The sequence below is a fragment of the Blautia sp. ZXY-1-B12 genome (assembly GCF_056339915.1).
In genome coordinates this window covers 1-20,119 of record NZ_JBWJVP010000031.1, presented here as the reverse complement: position 1 = coordinate 20,119, position 20,119 = coordinate 1, and the positions used below count along the sequence as shown (strand labels likewise).

At 40.9% G+C, this 20,119-nt stretch carries 19 protein-coding genes; 2 read left to right on the top strand and 17 right to left on the bottom strand.

Features of this window, described 5'->3' with window-relative positions:
* From AC075L_RS02930 to AC075L_RS02895, 8 genes are all read right to left on the bottom strand, one after another.
* On the bottom strand, nucleotides 1–250 hold a 250-nt coding region (locus tag AC075L_RS02930), incomplete at its 3' end, for an ATP synthase F0 subunit B (RefSeq protein ID WP_476387107.1).
* Nucleotides 251–368: 118 nt separating this feature from the next.
* The gene (atpE, locus tag AC075L_RS02925) at nucleotides 369–647 is read right to left on the bottom strand and encodes an ATP synthase F0 subunit C (protein WP_008704968.1); all 279 of its coding nucleotides are present in this window, start codon (nucleotides 645–647) and stop codon (nucleotides 369–371) included.
* 130 nt (nucleotides 648–777) lie between these two features.
* Nucleotides 778–1,536: a F0F1 ATP synthase subunit A gene (locus AC075L_RS02920; RefSeq protein ID WP_020993166.1), complete on the bottom strand. Its 759-nt coding sequence runs from the start codon at nucleotides 1,534–1,536 to the stop codon at nucleotides 778–780.
* A 56-nt stretch (nucleotides 1,537–1,592) separates the two neighbouring features.
* Complete coding sequence (locus AC075L_RS02915) at nucleotides 1,593–2,009, bottom strand: hypothetical protein (RefSeq protein ID WP_008704972.1); 417 nt, start codon at nucleotides 2,007–2,009, stop codon at nucleotides 1,593–1,595.
* A gap of 27 nt (nucleotides 2,010–2,036) precedes the next feature.
* Complete coding sequence (locus tag AC075L_RS02910) at nucleotides 2,037–2,306, bottom strand: AtpZ/AtpI family protein (protein WP_476387106.1); 270 nt, start codon at nucleotides 2,304–2,306, stop codon at nucleotides 2,037–2,039.
* 485 nt (nucleotides 2,307–2,791) lie between these two features.
* A complete protein-coding gene (locus AC075L_RS02905) occupies nucleotides 2,792–3,901 on the bottom strand; it encodes a substrate-binding domain-containing protein (RefSeq protein ID WP_118588123.1) in 1,110 nt (369 codons plus the stop codon).
* A gap of 278 nt (nucleotides 3,902–4,179) precedes the next feature.
* Nucleotides 4,180–4,881 carry an RluA family pseudouridine synthase gene (locus AC075L_RS02900; RefSeq protein WP_008704977.1) on the bottom strand — a complete coding sequence of 234 codons (702 nt, stop codon included), beginning with the start codon at nucleotides 4,879–4,881 and terminating at the stop codon, nucleotides 4,180–4,182.
* 1,516 nt (nucleotides 4,882–6,397) lie between these two features.
* Nucleotides 6,398–8,656, bottom strand: a complete 2,259-nt coding sequence (locus AC075L_RS02895) for a hydratase (RefSeq protein ID WP_081017091.1) — start codon at nucleotides 8,654–8,656, stop codon at nucleotides 6,398–6,400.
* Nucleotides 8,657–9,131: 475 nt separating this feature from the next.
* Between AC075L_RS02895 and AC075L_RS02890 the strand changes: the two genes are divergently transcribed.
* Nucleotides 9,132–9,404: a hypothetical protein gene (locus AC075L_RS02890; RefSeq protein ID WP_008705009.1), complete on the top strand. Its 273-nt coding sequence runs from the start codon at nucleotides 9,132–9,134 to the stop codon at nucleotides 9,402–9,404.
* Between the two features lie 99 nt (nucleotides 9,405–9,503).
* On the opposite strand, the gene AC075L_RS02885 is transcribed toward AC075L_RS02890, so the two are convergent.
* From AC075L_RS02885 to AC075L_RS02865, 5 genes are all read right to left on the bottom strand, one after another.
* Entirely contained in the window at nucleotides 9,504–10,100 is a 597-nt protein-coding gene (locus AC075L_RS02885; RefSeq protein WP_020993171.1) for a hypothetical protein, read from the bottom strand.
* A gap of 138 nt (nucleotides 10,101–10,238) precedes the next feature.
* Nucleotides 10,239–11,609: a UDP-N-acetylmuramoyl-tripeptide--D-alanyl-D-alanine ligase gene (locus AC075L_RS02880; protein WP_476387105.1), complete on the bottom strand. Its 1,371-nt coding sequence runs from the start codon at nucleotides 11,607–11,609 to the stop codon at nucleotides 10,239–10,241.
* 85 nt (nucleotides 11,610–11,694) lie between these two features.
* Nucleotides 11,695–12,747 (bottom strand): D-alanine--D-alanine ligase family protein, encoded by a 1,053-nt coding sequence (locus tag AC075L_RS02875; RefSeq protein WP_008705012.1) that lies wholly within the window; start codon nucleotides 12,745–12,747, stop codon nucleotides 11,695–11,697.
* Nucleotides 12,748–12,759: 12 nt separating this feature from the next.
* Nucleotides 12,760–14,139, bottom strand: coding sequence for a L,D-transpeptidase family protein (locus AC075L_RS02870; protein ID WP_390386940.1), 1,380 nt, complete (start codon nucleotides 14,137–14,139; stop codon nucleotides 12,760–12,762).
* 117 nt (nucleotides 14,140–14,256) lie between these two features.
* Nucleotides 14,257–15,543 carry an aspartate aminotransferase type Ic gene (locus AC075L_RS02865; RefSeq protein WP_161233779.1) on the bottom strand — a complete coding sequence of 429 codons (1,287 nt, stop codon included), beginning with the start codon at nucleotides 15,541–15,543 and terminating at the stop codon, nucleotides 14,257–14,259.
* Between the two features lie 512 nt (nucleotides 15,544–16,055).
* On the opposite strand from AC075L_RS02865, the gene AC075L_RS02860 reads away from it, so the two are divergent.
* Nucleotides 16,056–16,202 (top strand): hypothetical protein, encoded by a 147-nt coding sequence (locus tag AC075L_RS02860; RefSeq protein ID WP_008705017.1) that lies wholly within the window; start codon nucleotides 16,056–16,058, stop codon nucleotides 16,200–16,202.
* On the opposite strand, the gene AC075L_RS02855 is transcribed toward AC075L_RS02860, so the two are convergent.
* The 4 genes from AC075L_RS02855 to AC075L_RS02840 all read right to left on the bottom strand — a co-directional run bounded on the left by AC075L_RS02855 (nucleotide 16,187) and on the right by AC075L_RS02840 (nucleotide 19,977).
* Nucleotides 16,187–17,500 (bottom strand): phosphodiester glycosidase family protein, encoded by a 1,314-nt coding sequence (locus AC075L_RS02855; RefSeq protein ID WP_368210369.1) that lies wholly within the window; start codon nucleotides 17,498–17,500, stop codon nucleotides 16,187–16,189. The two genes, AC075L_RS02860 and AC075L_RS02855, sit on opposite strands and share 16 nt — an antisense overlap.
* Before the next feature lie 62 nt (nucleotides 17,501–17,562).
* Nucleotides 17,563–18,540: a DUF2971 domain-containing protein gene (locus AC075L_RS02850; protein WP_243099843.1), complete on the bottom strand. Its 978-nt coding sequence runs from the start codon at nucleotides 18,538–18,540 to the stop codon at nucleotides 17,563–17,565.
* Between the two features lie 270 nt (nucleotides 18,541–18,810).
* Nucleotides 18,811–18,996 carry a hypothetical protein gene (locus AC075L_RS02845; protein WP_020993174.1) on the bottom strand — a complete coding sequence of 62 codons (186 nt, stop codon included), beginning with the start codon at nucleotides 18,994–18,996 and terminating at the stop codon, nucleotides 18,811–18,813.
* A 117-nt stretch (nucleotides 18,997–19,113) separates the two neighbouring features.
* Nucleotides 19,114–19,977: a YitT family protein gene (locus AC075L_RS02840; protein WP_081018925.1), complete on the bottom strand. Its 864-nt coding sequence runs from the start codon at nucleotides 19,975–19,977 to the stop codon at nucleotides 19,114–19,116.
* Nucleotides 19,978–20,119 lie beyond the last annotated feature (142 nt).

The following is a 20,119-nucleotide window of genomic DNA, read 5'->3' as shown; positions in this document are numbered from 1 at the left end:
TCACAATGTCATTTGCCTTATTCTTGGCTTCCTGCATATTCTTTTCATATTCTGCTTTCATTGCCTGGGCTTCTTCCTTTGCCTTCACTGCATCCTGGATCTGGGCATCCGCTTTTGCTTTGCGCTTTTCCAGCATCTCATTGATGGGCTTGAAGAGGAAACGTTTAATCAGATATACCTGAATAAAAAGGTTGCAAATCGTCGCTATAAAATTCCACGGCACAATTCCAACTAATTCCTGTACCTGCATGTTTGTAACCTCCTGTCTATACTTATGCGGATCATTCTCCGGCTGCTGCCGGAATTATCCACAGGTTCCGTATCAGATGCCGCTTAATCTGTGATATACGGCATCTCAGCTGTTTTTATCAGCTCAGGAAGTTCATGAACATACCAGGTGCAACGAAAATAAGTAACAGACCGGTTACGAAACCGTAGATACCTGTTGTCTCTGCGATGGCACATCCAAGAAGCATGGTAGAAGTAACATCACCCTTGCACTCAGGCTGACGTCCGATTGCTTCCAGTGCCTTTGCTACTGCGTTACCTTCACCAATACCAGGTCCGATACCTGCGATCAGCGCACATCCTGCTCCAATTGCACATCCTGCTAATGCGATACCTTTTGCCAATAACTGAAAATCCATATTAAAACCCTCCTGTTAAATAATAATCTGCAGCTTTTCCCCTTTGCTGCGGTATTAATTTTTCTGCTGTATTTCAGCATTCTTTGCGGTTACCACCGCTGCCGTTTTGCTCCGGCAAATCATGTTTCTGCTACTCTTCTGCTGCATTTGCAATATACATTACAGTCAGCATACAGAAGATAAACGCCTGCATAACTCCTGAGAACCAGTCAAAATAGACCGACGTTATCGCAGGTACACCGACATCAAGAATCGGTATCTTTGACAGTACATCTCCCAGTGCACCCGGGATCAGGCCCAGAAGCGCGGAACTTGCGACTGCCAGTGCCCCATAGATCAGGCCATTGATTACCACACCGGAAAGGATATTTCCGAAATGACGACACGCCATACTGACAGGTGTAGCCAGCTCGGAAAGAATATTAAACGGTGTCATAACTGCGATCGGAGTTGTAAATCCTTTCAGATAGCCGCCAAATCCGCTGGTCTTTATCTTCTGTGCTGTGATCATAATGAAAACCACAACTGCCCAGGCAGCCTCAGTAGAAAGGTCTGCTGTAGGGCTTCGAAGTCCGATCAGACTGATCAGGTTGGAAACCACACTGGTCGCAAAAAGTGCTGCAACAAATGGTATCAGGTATCTGAATTTCTCACCCATATTTCCGATTACAAAGCTGTTGGCCTTCTCTACAATGAGCTCTGCCACAGCCTGACGTTTGGAAATGTTCTCTTCTTTCAGATCATGTGTCAGCCAGATACACAAACCTGTTATGAGTATCATAACAATCCAGCTTACCACCATTGTCTCACTGATCCTTAATGGTCCGAGAACAGGCACATCAATGGGTAATGTAAAGAATATCCTTGCCCCGCTGATATCCAATTCCATACTCTTTATTCACCTCCTGTCTCTCCCGGTACTGTTCCGGTTTGATATAGAAATACCTATTTGTTAGTATGAAAAATTCCTGCAATTTTAATTCCTGTTCCGGGAAATAAAAGAGGAACGATTCCTGCCACAAAATGAAAACAGGGTGCCACGATTGCCAGGATCACCCACAACATCTGGATCAGCATTCTCTGGGAGTAACTTGCTTTGATCCTCATTCTCGCTGTGTCCTCATCTGTTGCTGCAGCTGCTTTCTGCACTGCAAGTCCCATAAAAAAGAAATTAAGGACTGCCACACATCCTCCCACTGCCCCTCCAAGAAACACCGTATAATCAAACGGTACCTTCTGTGGCATGAAAGCATGCAGCACTCCAAACACGATCCACATCAAAATCAGCCCGATTCCGGTGATGGCGGCTACCTTCCCGGTTTCCTTCTTTACGGCAGGCTGAACATTATCCATAATACTCATATAAATCTCCCTTTCGTTTCTGTATCATTACAGGTGTCTGTTAAACGATACTTTATTTTTCTTCTTTTTGTTCTCTTTCTTCTGCTGTCTGTTAATAGAAAGATAAAATTTATATGCCACTGTCCCGGAACCTCCAAAACCAAAGAAAAAACCGGGGATATATACCCATCCGCCAGCTCCGGTCTTAGAAACAATCAGCCAGCATACTGCCAGACATATCAGGACAGGGGTTATGAGAGACAGTCCAAGCTGCGACAACATGGTGACATTTCTGATAATCTCTGACCATTGTTTCATTCTCTTCTCCTTTTTGCCTAATTTTTGTATATATTTTTAAGAATTTATAGTTAAATTTTATCATATATTCTTTAAAATTACAATCTTATTAAACAATTTTATCAAATATTTTTTGTCCATCCAATATTTTTTTGTTATTTTTATATCGTGCATGTGATTATATCATCAATATAAATCTTTTTATACAGTCAAAGCTTCTGATTGGTTTATATTTTTATTTCAAAGAAGAAGAGATATAAATAAGGAGCCTGCCCGGATAGCTTTTTTGTGTCATAGAACATTACGGAGTAATATTCTATAACACAAAAAAAGCACGAAAACAACTCATCACTGTTTTCATGCTTCCTCTTTCGTATATAATCCTGTTTTATATATAAGTTCGGTATTACCGGTCTGTCTCAGCTGACACATTCTCCCATAGAAAGTCCTCTTAATTAATGCATTTGAGACCCTGAGTATCTCCCCGGAGCGTTTATCTTTAATCCTTATTCTGTATATAAATACCCACTGTAGTCCGGATCATCCAGGCAGTCTGCATCAATCCATGCCGGATTACTCAGTACATTTTTATCGATCACAACAGATTTCTTCGGTGCCGTTGTTTCAACTGCTGCCCAGATCGTCTGGTATCCCATAGCATAAGGTTGCTGAGAAACACAGCCAATCTCTTCTCCATTACGGATTGCTTCCTGCTGCTTAGTAGTTGCATCAACCCCTACCAGAGCCGGTGCATCATGCTCATCACTCTTCTCCAGATTCAGATACATCTCTGTAATATCTGCATTGGTGCAGAATACACCATCCAGTGTGGGATATTTTTCCAGAACTTCCTTCATGGAAGCCTCCATATCATCTACCTGATCAGAATAAATAGTTTCCACAACTTCAATGTCTCCGTACTTCCCGATATTATTCATGAATCCTTCTACACGATCCTGAACACTCTTTGTCTTCTGCTGTGCGGAAAAAACCGCAACCTTTCCCATCTTTCCGAGTGCACTGCCAAGCTGATAAGCAGCCATCTTTCCTACCTGCACATTATCGGTTCCCCGATATGCCTTCACCAGTTTTTTCTCGGCTACATTAGAATCAAATGCTATAACCGGAATTCCATTCTCCTTTGCAGCTTCAAGCTGTGCCTCACAGGAATCCATGTCACTTGCCGAAATACAAAGAACATCCGGATTCTCTGCGATAACAGCATCTATTGTATTGATCTGAGTCTCTACATCCTCTTCATTATCAGGACCTTCAAACGTCATGGTAATCTGGTCATCTTTTTTATAACCATATGCTTTATTAATTTCCTTTACCGCATCTTCCATGCCTTTCTTAACCATCTTCCAGTATTCGCCCTTGACACATTTGCTTACCACTGCGATCCTTGAACCGGCATGGATTTTTATATCTGTATCAATCTCCGGAATCAGCGGACTCTCATCCTCTTCCTTCACTGCTTCTGCCTCTGAATCGGATTCTTCGATAGCGTCTGCCACCAACGGCTGGATTGTCTCTTCCACCTCCGCTCTGCTGCATCCTGTCAGCATTGCCAGTCCTGTCATTAAACTTATCGCTGCTGCCGCCGCTCTTTTCATTTTAATTTCCTCTTCCTTTCAGTGCTATACTGCACATTACAGCAATTTCATAAAATAATGTATAATTTCTGTCAACTAAAAATCGATATCTGCTCAGTACTCTCACAGAATAATTAACATCGAACAATTACCTGTAGCGATTCTCTTAAATACATTATTTACGAGAATTGCTATAAACCTTATAACTGCATATTACTTTCTACATTATACACACTTTACGAAATTCGTCCAGAGATTTTACACATTTTTCACTTTTATACATCAAAAATTGCGCTATATCAATGTCTTTTGAATGCCATACCTGCAGGCTGCACCTGAAACTCCAACTGTTTCTTTGTCACCGGATGCTGAAATCCCAGTTTTGCAGAACAGAGAGCCAGCGGTTCCTGACTATTCTGACCGGGATTATACTTTCTGTCACCAACCAAAGGCATTCCGGCATGCGCCATCTGCACACGAATCTGATGATGCCTGCCTGTATCCAGATCGATCCGGATCAGGTTTCTTTCGCCACAATCCTGTGCATCTTCCTTATTTTTCCAGGTTTCCAGAACTTCATAGGACAATATCGCCTTTTTTGCTCCGGAAGTTCCTCCCTCAACCACTGCAGAGCTGTTGGTCCTGCCATCCTTCTTCAGCCAGTCCACCAGTTTTGCACTCTTCACTTTCACTGTTCCTTCTGTAACTGCAAGATAAGTCTTCTTTATTTTTCCCGCTGTCATCTGTCTGCTGAGATCTGCTGCTGCCTTCGGATTCAGGGCAAATACAAGAACCCCCTCCACCGGCTGATCCAGGCGATGGATAATACCCAGATACGGCATCTTACCCGGCACCTTCTGAGCAATATAATTCTTCAAGAGGCTCTCCATATCCATACTGCCAACCCGCGCATTCTGAACTGCAAGCCCTGCCGGTTTGTGACAGACCAGAATATCTTTATCTTCATATAAAATATAATCTCTGATATCTTTTATCCACATAAAAAAACTCTCCTTTTCATGGAGAGTATATCCTAAAATTCCATTTCACGCAATAAACGAATATATAACGAATATATATGAATACAATTTGAAAACGGTCATCACTTTTTACTTTTCCTGATTTCAAAAATGATGACCGCTTCAATGTTCTTCGTTATTCAATTTATTTTCCTCTTAGTATTCTTTCTATAATAAAATAATATGTTATTTACAAACTACTTTATAAGTTCACTATTAAATTTTTCTATGTTTATTTAAAATTCCTATTCTGTTTCCTGCTCATAATCCATATGTACTGTTTATAATCTGATCCATTCCTGCTTTTATGCTTTTATGATATCAGTTATTCAGTTCATCGGAACTTACTTAGAAAGTTTTATAGATTTTAAATTATAATTTCACGTATTATAATTTATTTTTCATTTATGAAATATCGGATACACTTTTTCATTATTTTTCGTGCTAAGCAATCATAAACCTAACTTCTTAAATTCACAACTGTTTAATTTCCTTATGTGCTTTTCATATTTATCGAACATTAATGGCAGATGTTCTGAATTATGTAAAGTATCACTGAAAAAGTACCTTAATATTTCTCTCAATATCCTGTAATTTTATATACCGGATATTCTTCTGATGCAGGATTTCAAACCATATACTTAAACTTCTATATGCCTCTCAAAACATCGTTCTTACCTTCAGTTTATCTGTTACCTGAACCTCTGCTTTCAGGCTAACTACTGAGATAAGGGTTATGCTCTTCCGGTAAATATTTCTTTACACATTTACCAAAATCCCTGTATCAGGTCTGCAACAGATATTCAATATAAGTTATCGCTTCTATAATACCTTTGATACATTCCTTCCTTATTAATCAGACTGTGCGTATGCTCTTATATTATATAAGGAAAATACTTTTTTATAATCTCCGTATCAGGTCTTTCTTGCAGGAAATGCGATACCCGTCACTCTCATATTGATGGAGTTATAAATTCTTTCCCAATGGAATCACCCGAACCTTTCTTTTATTTTCATCCTTTTCATTGGAACATTTATATATGCTATGAATTGAATGAATTTCTTTGATTGTTTAATTCGTTTTCTTGTTTCTTTTGATGGTGTTATAATAACACTCTCGTTATTATTTGTCAATACATTTTTACATTTTATTTTAATATTTTCTGTTTTATCTTTGTCTTATTTGCACTAATTTTACAATATTTTTATTTATTTGATAATTTTCAGACTATTTATCTTTCTCCGCCGCAGTACATTCTGCCCGGAGGGCTCTATTATATCTATAGCAATCCTCGTAAATAATGCATTTAAGACAGTTCGGCAGAGTGCGAAAGACAAGGAAGATATCTGCAGGCGTGCTGACGCACGGCAAAGATATCTGACGCAGGATTTCACACTCTGATGGGCTAGATTAAGATGCATTATTTTAGAGAATTGCTATAATAAAGATGCAGCCACTCTCAACATAAAGAGAGGATAGCTGCATCTTCATCACTTCCTATTTTCGATTATAATTAATCAGGCATCCCTTAAGGATAATCTCACGTTCATCATCCGTAAGCTCCCCAAGAGCCACTTCAAACTCCTTCAGTCCCTCAGCACCGACAACATATCCCCGGATCACATCATCCTTTTCTTCCACTGCCTTACGAATCTGTGGGAAGAACAGATAATCTCCGTTTGCAAACGGAAGCTCCCCTTCTTTAATCAGGAATGGAAGCATACCCCAGTTGATCAGATTAGAACGGTACCTCTTTGTCGCATACTCATTGGCGATATTTGCCCATCCGCCAAGCACTTTCTGACAGGAAGCAGCCTGCTCACGCGCAGAACCATCACCTGGTTTCACTGCAAAGATCGTACTTCCCACACCAAGATTTTCCTTGCTTACATTCGGATAATCCTTTTTGATCACATCCATTACAGGTTTCATTTCCGGTAATGCCTCAACCGGACATTTTCCTTCCTGAATAGCCTTCTGAGCTTTCTGAACCTCTTTCGCACGTCCTACATAAGCAGGATCTTTCCTGGAAAGCGTAAACTCAGCCAGTCCAAGTGGATTGGAACGATAAGAAGATGTCTCACCGGACGGGATCAGTTCATCTGTTGTAGTAACCGGATCATGGATCTCAGAAACAACCTTCACGATCAGATTCTCCGGAAGTGCAGCCATCTCCGGCCAGTCCTTAATATTCGGACCAAACTGGATCTCTACACCCGGATCAGCTATACCCTTGCTGTCAAATACACGATTGTCATAAATTGTCTTATCAAAGAAATATTTCTGTCCTGTATAACCACCCGTATAATCCTCTGCTGAAGTCAGGAAACCTTTGTTTGCTGCAGTTGCCGCAATAGAACGTGCGTCCATAAGTGCAACAGAAGAAATCTGGCCATTCTGGATTTTAGAACCTTCGCGGTTCGGGAAGTTTCTGGTCGTATGACGGATACTGAATGCATTATTTGCAGGAGTATCCCCTGCACCAAAGCAAGGTCCGCAAAAAGCAGTCTTCACAACAGCTCCCGTTTCAAGAAGTCCTGCCAGAACGCCATTCTTAGCCAGTTCCATATAAATCGGAGTACTTGCCGGATATACACTCAATGTGAAGGCATCTGCACCAATGCTCTTTCCTTTAAGGATATCAGCTGCTGCACAGATATTTTCAAATCCACCACCTGCACATCCTGCGATAATTCCCTGTTCTACATAAAGTTTACCATCAATTACTTTGTCTCTTAATGTATATGGAACTTTTCCATCAAGGCTGATCTGTGCTTTTTTCTCAACATCTGCCAGAATATCATCCAGATTTGCTTTCAGTTCATCAATTGTATATGTATTGCTTGGATGGAATGGCATAGCGATCATTGGTCTGATCTCACTCAGATCAATCTCTACACAGCCATCATAGTATGCTGTTTCACCTGGTTTCAGTTCTTTGTAATCTTCACTTCTGCCATGGATCTCATAGAATTCCTGAATCTTCTCATCTGTCTGCCAGATAGAGGAAAGACAGGTAGTCTCTGTTGTCATTACATCTACACCAATTCGGAAATCAGCACTTAAATTTGCAACACCGGGTCCTACAAATTCCATAACTTTATTCTTCACATATCCGTTTGCAAAAACCTTGCCGATAATCGCAAGCGCAACGTCCTGAGGACCTACGCCCGGACGAGGAGAACCGGTAAGATAAATGGCAACGACGCCTGGCATATTGATATCATAAGTCTGGGAAAGAAGCTGCTTTACAAGCTCCGGTCCGCCCTCACCCATTGCCATGGTTCCCAGTGCGCCATATCGTGTATGGCTGTCTGAACCGAGGATCATTTTACCGCCTGCTGCAAGCATTTCTCTTGCAAACTGATGGATAACCGCCTGATGGGGCGGTACATATACGCCGCCATATTTCTTGGCACAGGTAAGTCCAAACATATGATCATCTTCATTAATAGTTCCGCCTACTGCACAGAGTGAATTATGGCAGTTTGTCAGTACATATGGCACCGGAAATTTCTCAAGGCCTGAAGCACGTGCAGTCTGGATAATTCCGACAAAAGTGATATCATGAGAAGTCAGTTTATCAAATTTAATCTGAAGTTTCTCCATATTTCCGGAAGTATTGTGTGCTTTCAGAATTGAATAGGCAATTGTACTCTTTGCAGCTTCCTCTTTGGAAACAGGAAAATCTGCCTGATTCTCCGGAACAATCTTCTGACCATTCAGCAAATACACACCGGTATCGTATAATTTCATAATGTCTCCTCCATTCTGTTTTTTTGCATATCACAAATGCAGTTATGGAACTCACCTTATCCACACCAGTCTTCAAATTTCCAGATGAAAACTGATTTTCTCCTGAACCGGCACTTTGACACGCTAATTTATGGAAATTTAGGTTTTATTATAGAATATTCCACCGGAATAATCAAGCCTAAGACTATAAGTATTTTAGTGTTACTGTTCACACACCACTATTCCGCGAGGTGTTTTGGCATGAATATGCCAAAATCCCGAGACATACAAGCCAAAATTCCATTGCCGCAGGCAATCTGGAATGAATTTTGGCTATGTTACTGAGAACGGAGTGAACAGTAACATTTTAGTTACTACAAGCAGTAGCATTTTTTTACTTTCTTTACTTTCCTACCAAAATCCGCTATACTGGGAATCACTTAGAAAATGAGATTTCTGCCGCCTGTGGCAGTTCTGACAGGGAGGTATTACCGATATGTTCCGTTTATGGGGAAAATTATGGAAAGATAATCATTTACTGAAAGATACTGTAATCTGCGATGACTCCGAAGATACGCGGACCCACAAGATTTTTCGTGGTCTGGAAAGTATCTGTTATGAAATGGATCTGGGAAACCCAATCTGGCTGGAATCTACAGTCAGACATTTTAAGAAACATGGAAAAGCCAGATTTTATCAGGATAATTTTATAGAGCAGATTGATTTTGATTATCTGGAGATTCAGGTAATTGAAGAGGATGACGAATAATAAATTATTCTGTCTTAAAATGTGTACAGGATCAGAAACTTTACATTGCCATATTGTTTCTGATCCTGTGTATCTCATTTGCAGTGAATTTTCATGTCTTTATTTCATAAATTCTCTTATGATTTCTCTCATAATCTCATCTTCCTCGGGTGTAAGCATTCCGCTGAAATGGCTTCCTGCTGCTGCAGTCTGGCGGATACTGTCCGCAATATGTTCAACGATTTCCTCTTTTACAGCTTCGTCAGCCTTCTCCGGCACCGGCACTTCTTCTACCCATGTGCGGGCATGTTCCACATAATCAGAAAAAGAATTCATCAGAAGTTCTTCTCTGTATGTAAAATCCAGCGCCTGTCTCAGCAAAAGCAATGCTGTCGGAATAATCGCAGCCACATAAAGATATGCCAGCGGCATTCCGTCCCATCGTACATCTTTGGAATACAGGAAAAAAGCCAGTCCAAGAAAAGCGATACAGAAAAGTGACGGATACCAGACAAACCGGTTCATACGGTTCAACAGCCTGTCTCTTGTTTTCCAAAGATTTGTCCATTTCTCTTTGAGATTTGATTTAACCTCTGTATTTTTTCTGATCATTCTTCGGTAGGTAAGATGTGTGGTCAGCATCCCCAGTGCTCCCAGTCCGCCCATTAACATCATGGCATACAGCAGGAAATGCAGTTCCATAACTTTCTCCAGCATAACATCCTCCTCACTTGAACAGATAAAACTATCTGCTTCGCTGCCTGCTCATAAACTGACAGGATTATTATACTGCTGTTTCCGGTATCATGGAACTAAAATCGCTCATCAAATTCTCTCATAAAAAGACAAAAGTGTTTACATATTTTCCAGTTTCGTAACTACCTCTTCAAACTTCATAAAATGGGAAGCTTTCACAAGAATAGTGTCACCATCCTGTACATAACCTTCCAGATGCTCCAGCAGACTTTCTCTGTCCGGCTCATAGATTACTTTCAGGTCCGGATTTGTCCGCTGTGCTCTCTCTGCCATATTTCTGCACAGTTTACCTGTACAGATAAGAACATCGATATCACATTTTCCGGCATGCTCTCCTACCTCCTCATGAAGCTGAACTTCATTCTCTCCAAGTTCACCCATATCGCCAAGGACTGCTATTCTGCGTCCTGCACCATCCTGCAGAACATCCAGAGAGGCTTTCATGGACATGGGATTTGCATTATAGCAGTCATCTACGATCAGAAATTTATCTGTTTCGATCATTCTGAAACGACCGCTGATCGGCTCCAGGCTCTCGATTCCGGCTTTGATCTGCTCAGTTGTAAGTCCATAAATATTTCCAACTGCAGCTGCTGCCAGCGCATTATATACCATATGGCGCCCCGGCATCGGGATATCAACTGTAAATGCAGTATCCCCCAGATGAATGGTGCAGGTCATTCCCTTTAAACCTCTGCTTACAATCTTATCACCGTAAACCTGACATTCATTACTCATTCCGAAAAATACAGGTTTTATCTTTTCATATTCTTTTACTGTGATAAGCTTGTCATCATCGCCATTTAATACAATATGTCCCTCCGGTCTGAGGAATTTAAAAATCTCTGTCTTTGCTTTCAGAACACCATTTCTGTCTCCCAGATTCTCCAGATGGCAGGTACCGATATTCGTGATCACGCAGGTGTCCGGTCTTGCAATCTGCGCAAGTCTGGTCATCTCACCGAAATCACTGATCCCCATTTCCAGAACTGCAATTTCATCTCCATCACACAGACGGAAAACTGTGAGAGGCAAACCAAGTTCATTGTTAAAGTTGCCCTGTGTTTTCAGAGTATGGTATTTCTGGTTCAGAACAGATGCGATCACTTCTTTTGTACTTGTCTTACCAACACTTCCTGTAATTCCCACAACCGGGATCTGAAGCTGCTTTAAATAAAACTCTGCAATATCTTTCACTGCCTGAAGAGAAGATTCTACTGCGATATAAGGAAAATCAGCGTTATCAAGCACCCGTTCCGACAAGGTTGCCAGTGCCCCTGCTTCCATTACCTGTGGGATAAATTTATGGGCATCTACACGTTCCCCCACAATAGGTACAAACAGACATCCTTCTTCTGCTTTTCTGCTGTCTGTGATAACAGACATTACTTCTTCCTGTAATTTATCAGCCGGACCATAATAAGTACCGCCGCATACGCGGGCGATATTTTCAAGAGTTAAGTTTTTCATAATATTTTTTATATCTTCTTTCCTGTTATAGCAATTCTCTTAATAATGCATCTATAACAATTCTATAAATTACTGCAGACACGCTCTATAATGTGAAATCCTGCGTCGGATATTTTTTCATGGAAACTTCAATCAGTTTCTCACATAAAGTCGGATAGTCGATTCCCAGAACTTTTGCCTCCTGCGGAATCAGACTGGTTGGTGTCATTCCGGGAAGAGTATTTGCTTCCAGACAATACATATCTCCATTCTCCTTCATCATGAAATCAAGACGGCAGTATCCTTCCATAAACAGAGCTTTGGCTCCTGCTTCCGCATAATGCTGCATTTTCTCTGTGAGTTCCGGTGAAATTTCGGCAGGACAGGTCTCAATCGTAGAGCCGGCCTGATATTTATTCTTATAATCATAGAATCCCTGAAGCGGAGCAATTTCGATGATCGGATAAGCTTTTCCGTCCACAACCGCTACTGAAAATTCACGTCCTTTTATATATTCTTCGACCACGACTTCATTTTCATAAGAATAAGCGTCTTTGAGAGCCTGCTCATATTCGGCCTGATCATTCACAATATAAACACCTACACTGGAACCGCCACAGCAAGTTTTTACAACTACAGGAAATTCCATTCCAAGTGCTTTCAGATCTGTGGTCATTTCTTCTTTTACCATAGACACTCCCCGCGGTGTTGGTACATTATTCATCAGGAACATCTGCTTGGTGATTCCCTTATCCATTGCCAGGGCACTGCTTAAATATCCGGTTCCTGTATATTTGATTCCCATCAGGTCAAATGTTGCCTGTACTTTTCCATCTTCTCCGTTCGCACCATGAAGTCCCAGGAAAACAATGTCAGCCGCCTCGCAGAGTTTCAGCACGTTTGGTCCGAAGAAGCTTCTTCTCTCTTTTTTCATCTGTTCAATCCTGTCGTTAAATGCTGACATATATTCTGATGCTGCGTCCACATCATACTCTGACGGAAACGGATTCTCCCGGTCCACATTCTCAATGCCGCAGAAAATATCCACAAGAATCGCCTGATGTCCTTTCTGTCGTAATGCCTTACATATTCCTGTTCCTGATGTAATGGAGACAGTACGTTCTGTACTTGTTCCCCCCGCTAATACTACAATCTTCATCATTTTTCTCCTTTATTCATAAATAACAATCGGTGTGTTCTTCTCAACATTGCTGAAAATGATCTGCACCTGATCGGATGGTGCACAGATGCTTCCATGTGTGCCTTCAAATTCATAAAGCTGTCCTCCGAAATCCATTCTCCATGGAGCATCACTGATCCCCAGATTTCCATCGAATGGGATCCAGTAATTTACAGCAGAAGGATAGTCCTCTCCGTTCACTGTACATCCGCTCTTCATTTCACCTGTTGTATAACATCCCACAGGAGTTGCACAGTTGGGCACGAATGGATTTCCGGATACGATCTGCGCATCCGCAGTCGGCGTTCCATCTTTATAGAATACCATTCTCTGGGCCGTCAGGTCAATCTCTATATACGTATATCCGATATCATTTGTTTTCCTGACCAGACCTTCATGGGAATAAACAGGTTCTCTGACCTGGGTTTCTCCGTTTTTTATCAGTTCTGTAAGTTCTTTCAGCTCCGCTTTCTGATCGATCTGCCAGCCATAATTCCCTCCGCTGACAGTAATCTCACGACCATCATATGTATTAAATGTTCTCTCTCTTCCAACCGTATCATATTTAGCCGACAGTTCACTGATATATGCTTCTATCTGTTTTTTGTCAAGTGTATAAAGACCGTTTTCATCTGTTGTGAGCCAGTTTTTGATCATATCTCTGTCTACTGTCTCTGTGCGATCATCAAAATCATAGGTTATCACTACATCCGTAAGTTTGTTTATCAGTTCACAATTCTTCGTCAAAGTTTCATCACTCTGATAAACTTTCGGTTCTTTGTAGCATCCATCTGCTTCCAGATCAACCGGCGTTCGTCCTGTGACAAGAGCATCTATAATATCCTGACTTGTTTTTTCTGGTTTCAGTGCAGTTCCCTCCTGCTCAGGAACAATTACAAACTTATCGTCTTTCTCTTCTATATGAGCATCTGAAGGCTCTGTCATATTCTCCTGCTGCATACATTTCAGTCCGGAAATGGCAGCCTCCGTTTTCTGCTCATCATATTTAATGGAGGAGGACACTTCATAATTCCTGTGCTGATTAAAAGCAAGAAACCATGTAAAACGATCCTGATTCCTGATCAGTTTACCAACACTTCCATCTGAGTCATAGGAAAGTCCCGCCTGTTTTGCTGTGATACTCTCCTGTCCGTTATTTCTGGTGCCAATAGTAAGAACATACGCTCCTACCTTCTGCGTAAGCAATTCTTCTGACTGAGACACCGTCATATAAGAACAGTTGAATCCGTTTACCATTGATCCCGGTAAGAAATGCTCTGTGAAATAGTATACACCATATCCATATACTCCGGCAGTCAGCAGGAGTAAGATTATGATCAAGGTGGCCATGATTTTCTTTCTGCTGCTCACGACATCTTCTCCTTTCTTTTTATAAACAGCAACCGCCCGGCAAAAAGTTATGCCGGGCAGTTTTATTATCACATTATTTATCCAGAAAGTAAATACGATTATTCTCTTTTAGCATTTTTATGCATTTTCCAGTAGTTTCTCTACACTTGTAAGTTTAACACAGAGTACGAACACTTCTGCTGCTTTTCCAAGATCCTCAGGAGTCGGGAAGCTTGGTGCAATACGGATATTGGAGTCTTTCGGATCTTTTCCATATGGATAAGTTGCGCCTGCTCCTGTAAGTACAACACCTGCTTCTTTTGCCTTGGCAACAATAGCTTTTGCACATCCTTCCATTGAATCAAAGGAAATGAAGTATCCACCATGTGGTTTTGTCCACTCGCCGATTCCAAGACCGCCAAGTTCTCTGTCCAGTGTGTTAAGGACCATTTCAAATTTCGGGCGGAGAATTGCCGCATGTTTTCTCATGTGTTCATGAAGACCGTCGATATTTTTGAAGAATTTTACATGGCGTAACTGGTTTAATTTGTCATGTCCGATTGTCTGGATCTGCATATAGCTGCGGAAATCTTCCAGATTTGCTTTGGAAGCTGCAACTGCTGCAATACCGGAACCCGGGAAGCTGACTTTTGATGTTGATGTAAATTTATATACAAGGTCAGGGTTTCCTGCTTTTGCACATGCTTCAAGGATTTCTACAAGGAAGTCCTGATTGTCATCATAGAGATGATGAATGCTGTATGCGTTATCCCAGTAGATACGGAAATCAGGTGCTGCCGGTTTCAGGTGTGCAAAACGGTCTACTGTCTCTGCTGAGTAAGTGTATCCCTGTGGGTTGGAGTATTTCGGTACGCACCAGATTCCTTTGATGGATGCGTCTTCACTGACAAGCTTCTCTACCATATCCATGTCCGGTCCCTGTGGTGTCATTGGCACGTTGATCATTTCGATTCCGAAGAATTCTGTGATCTTGAAATGGCGGTCATATCCCGGTACAGGACAGAGGAATTTTACCTTATCAAGCTTACACCATGGGGTATTTCCCATTACACCCTGAGTCATGGAACGGGCAATGCTGTCAAACATAACGTTTAAGCTGGAGTTTCCGTAGATGATAATATGATCAGGATCTACTTCTGACATTTCTCCAAGGAGGCGTTTAGCTTCCGGGATTCCGTCGATAACACCGTAGTTACGGCAGTCTACTCCTGTTTCGCACTTGAGGTCTGAATCGCTGCTTAATACGTTCATTAATCCCATCGAGAGATCGAGCTGGTCTGCTGACGGTTTTCCACGTGACATATCGAGGGCTAAGCCCTTTGCTTTGATATCTGCGTATTCTTTATCCAGCTGTGCTTTGAGTGTAAGCAGTTCTTCTTTGCTCATGTCGCTGTATTTTTTCATAATATTCCTCCTTGTTCTGCCATGGAAGGATGTCCCTTTTTCCGTATAGGGCAATCATTTGTTTTTCCTGCGGCAACAGTTTTTTTTGCTTTTTACATTTTAGTATGGTAAAGTAGGGTTGTCAAGTGTTTTTATGGAATTGTTAATATTTTACCAAAACAATCGTTACTGTTCCCTCTGTTCTCAGTAACGTAACCCAAATTCATTCCGGATTGCCGTAACATCTTTCTCTGATACTTATAGCAAGCCTCGTAAATAATCAGCCAAAAAGCAAGTCGAAATCCCTCGAAAGTTTCGGCTTGCTTTTTTGAGTGTGACAGCGTATATTTAAATTAGTTAACAGATCTTTTAACTGTCTTAATTGTTCTTGTCAGGTCATCCTGATATCTTTTTATTACTCCTTATACAACATCCATTTTTATCCAAGTCAGTGAATGAGACAAGTCAGGCGGATAAAATCATCTGCTTCGCTGCTCAGTTCATAACCGAATGACTGTGAAAGGAGGTCATCCATGTCTATGTTTATCCACGCAATTATCGTAATCCTGCTTGCTGTGCTGGCTATGGGGATTGGGCTGCTGATTCTTGTGTGCTGGGCTTTGGCAGCATGTGCAAGCAGACGGGATTCTTATCTGGAAAAGGATTATCGGGTGAAATAAAGGAAGTCTGCGCATGGACGCTGAGTATTGCCGATAAGTTTATTCATTACTTTTCCATTAAAGTACAGGGTTGCAGAACCGCCTCCATCCAGGTTGTAAGCATAAGTACAGCCGTAGGATTTGAAAATATTCACCATATCCCAGTGATTAAGACCATTATAGCTGCCGGTATCTGTTACAAGGAGTACATAATCGTTGGGCTTTACCATTCCTACCGCTGTACGTGGATAATATTTTTCTGTTTCAGCCCATGGAAGCTGGGCTTCGCCATCTTTAATAAGAACCGGACCAAAATTATATGTATCTTTTACACCGGCTGCAAGAAGATTTTTTCCCATAAGTCCCTGTGCCGGAGTATAAATAGTTCCATCTTTCTTTACTGCCATGACTGAATAACTGGTCATGTAATCACCATAGATAATCCCGTTTTTGATGCACATGCCAAGGGGGGATGGTTTTCCTGTACCATAGTCGAAAGCACTGCCGTTTACTCCGATAATGCCTCCATTTGAGGATACTGCATCAGAGGTTGTCTGTCGGGATCCGCCATAAGTTCCGTTGGAGAGGGCGGATTTCAGCTGTTTGGCATTGGATGTCTTTATATGCGCTACCCAGTAGGAAATTCCATGGACTGATTTGCGTTCAAGTTTAATATTAAGAGTGCTGCTTTTGTATTCGTAAGTATTGCCGCTTTGAGTGACTGTTGGTTTAGTATCTGAAGATTTTACACGCTGCCCTTTGCTGTTTACATAATATTTACCTATCCAGGTATTTTTTGCCATCACTCCTGTTTTCTTGCTGAAATAGTAATAATATTTTCCTATCTTCTGCCAGCCCTTTGCCATGGTGGAATTGCTGAGGAAATAGTATTTTTTTCCATCCTGAGTAAGCCACTGCCTGGCAATTGCCACGCCGGATTTATTGAAATAATAGGTATATTTATCACCTGTTGCCCAGCGATTGCGGAACATGGCACCATTTTTACGATTGTAATAGTATTTATTACCGGAACGCTTCATCCACCCGGTGAAACGTTTGCCGTTGGCAATACTGTAGTAATAATAACCTTTATACTTAAAAGAACCGCAGATCAGACGCCCCTTTGAATTATAAAAATAGTAATCTCCGTTTATTTTCTGCCATCCCGTTTTCTTCGATGTGATGCTGACGGAGGTTCTGTCCTGTTTCACATATGTAGCTGCATTTACGGTAACTGCACGCATACTGATGCCTGCTGTCAGAAATAATGCCAGTATCAGAAATACCGCCACTTTTCTGAATGGTAATTTTCTTTTCATGTCTTTCATCTGCCTTTCCATGATGTCTGATATGCCCATATAAGGGAATTGCTATAAATATATTACCGATATGTCCCCTGCGATTTCTTTACCCGACAATTCGACAGACCGAGCGTTGTCAGATAATATTCCATGTCTCTCTCTGACATCAGACACTTTGGCCCTATAACGAGTTCCTTTATCAGCCGGTCAAGACAATCTGAAAAATCAAAATCCACATAAGATATCAGCTGACTTTCTTTTACATAGTAGGAATAGTTATATAAACGTGCACCGAGAGAAAGTTCAACTTCTCTTCCCATCAGAAACTGTTTCGGCGAAAACTCGCACAATCGGATTTCGCTTTCTTCTCTGAAAAACGGATTTTTCATGTAAACAGATTCCTGAAATAATTTCAAAAACTTTTTCTCAAAACAGTTCATGACTTTATCCAGTACTTCTATTTCATAATCCTGCTTCTCCTCAATGCTTTCCCGACATTGTTCTTCTTTCTGTAATATCTTCTCGATTTCATCAACCAATTCTTGCACTATCTGATGTACAACTTCTCTCTGCTCTGCTTCAGAATAACTGATCTTATGTAATGACACAATTGACGGCTTTGAAATCTCCGGAGAAACCGTTACAACTTCTTTTAATACATCCAGGTCAAATCCGATGGCAGCTCCGCGCCCGTCATCCGCATATCCCCGCCACTGACTGAGCAGATCATTCTGATACGAAAAACAGGTTACATAATATCTGAAGTCTGCATGATTTTCATTGAAAAATTCATCTGTAAACAGTTTCACATATCCCATCAATCTCTCTGATGAAATCTTTGATCTGAATAAATCTGAAGCATTTTCATAAGCTCTTTTAAATTCTGCGTCATAATACCTGCAGATCCAGCTGATCTCCATGGAATCATTGGATTTCAGGATATTTGTCAGACGGAGGGAACGATTTTTCAAAATAGAATTCAATGATTCTAAACTGCAATAGTGATATACGATCATATTTTTTTCTTCTCCTGTAAATAATTGTTCTTTTGTAACCATTCAACATTCTGCCATTCCCCAAAAAATTCTATAGCAAAGTTCATCAGCAAAAGAACTTACGGAAAGTTTATATCAGTAAGTAACAGAATTATTATATCAGATACATCTTATGAATCTGTAAACTTATAGCAACCCTTGTAAATAATGCATATTGATTAAGAGGCTTGCTATAGAAAAACATTGCTTATACTTATAATATAATAACTGTTTTTTATAAAGAAATCCCCATCCACTGTTTATTATTTTGCAGCAGATAGGGATATGTTGAGGTTAATAGTTATATGCCCCCTCGTAAGCATTGCACCTGTCTAATTTCCGTGACTGATTCTGACAGGAACTGCATCTGTCGCAGAACTCCTGCTCATAACAGGTGGAACAGGCGCATGTCCTGCAGGCTTTGCGGTCATAGCCTGAGGTATTGCCGTGAGGAAGTGTGCTTTCTGTTGCATTACCCATATATATCACCCTCCTTGTGTGCCGGTTACTGTTCATCCAATTTTAAATACAAACTCCATGAACGAACAGATTCCTTATATCCTGTATTATACGCTCACAGAAAGGGAATACAAGTAATTAATAATCTGTTTTCTGGTAAAATCTTCCGTTTATGTAATCGGTTTTGATAATATTTACAAAAGCCTTCGGATCGATCTCATGTACCTTCTTTACCAGATATTTCGCTTCTTCTGTAGAGACTACAGAATAGATCATACTGGTCTTCTCATCTGTATAACATCCAATACCTTCGAAACGTGTTGCCGTATGGTTGGTAAGCTTGAAAATCTCTTCATAAATCTGATACGGCTCCTTCGTGATAATAAACAGCGTATGCTTCTTATATCTCTGATGCAGCATCTGAATCACCTGAGTAGAGGTAAACTGAAAGATAATAGAGTAAAGTGCCCTGTCCCATCCAAAAAGTAAACCTGCCACAGTCAGGATCACTGCATTTCCACACAGAATATAATTCCAGATATCCCTGCCATTTTTCTCGGAAAAATAAATCGCAATAAAGTCAGTTCCACCTGTACTGGTATTACCGATCAGACAGAGACTGATGCAGAAGCCATTGATCAGACCACCAAAGATACTGATCAGCAATGTATCATAAGTGATCGGCTGACTGGGAATAATATCTGTAAGCAGACCGGAAAGCACGATCACACAGACAGAACTGATGGTAAATTTCTTTCCGATAAATTTCAGACCAATAAATACAGGAATAGAGTTCAGCAGTACATTAATCAGCGTATACGGAACTGCAATCCCCATAAATGTCTGAAAAATGTTCTGGAGCAGCAGAGTAAGTCCTGTAAATCCTCCCGGAAAAAGACCGCCTGCACGAACAAATGTCTTAATATTCAACGCCATGATCGTTGCAGCCAGAACCGCACAGCCGTAACGCTTGGCTTCATGTTTTAAATTAAGTTCCTTCATAATCACGTTTCCTCCCATCTCGCCAAACAGTTCAAATTGAACTCATGTGAAATTGCTTTTCACAATCTCTGCAGGAGACTTAACTGATTCGGCTAAAAAGCAGTTTTCCGTCAATGACAAACAAAAGGAAACCTTTCTACGC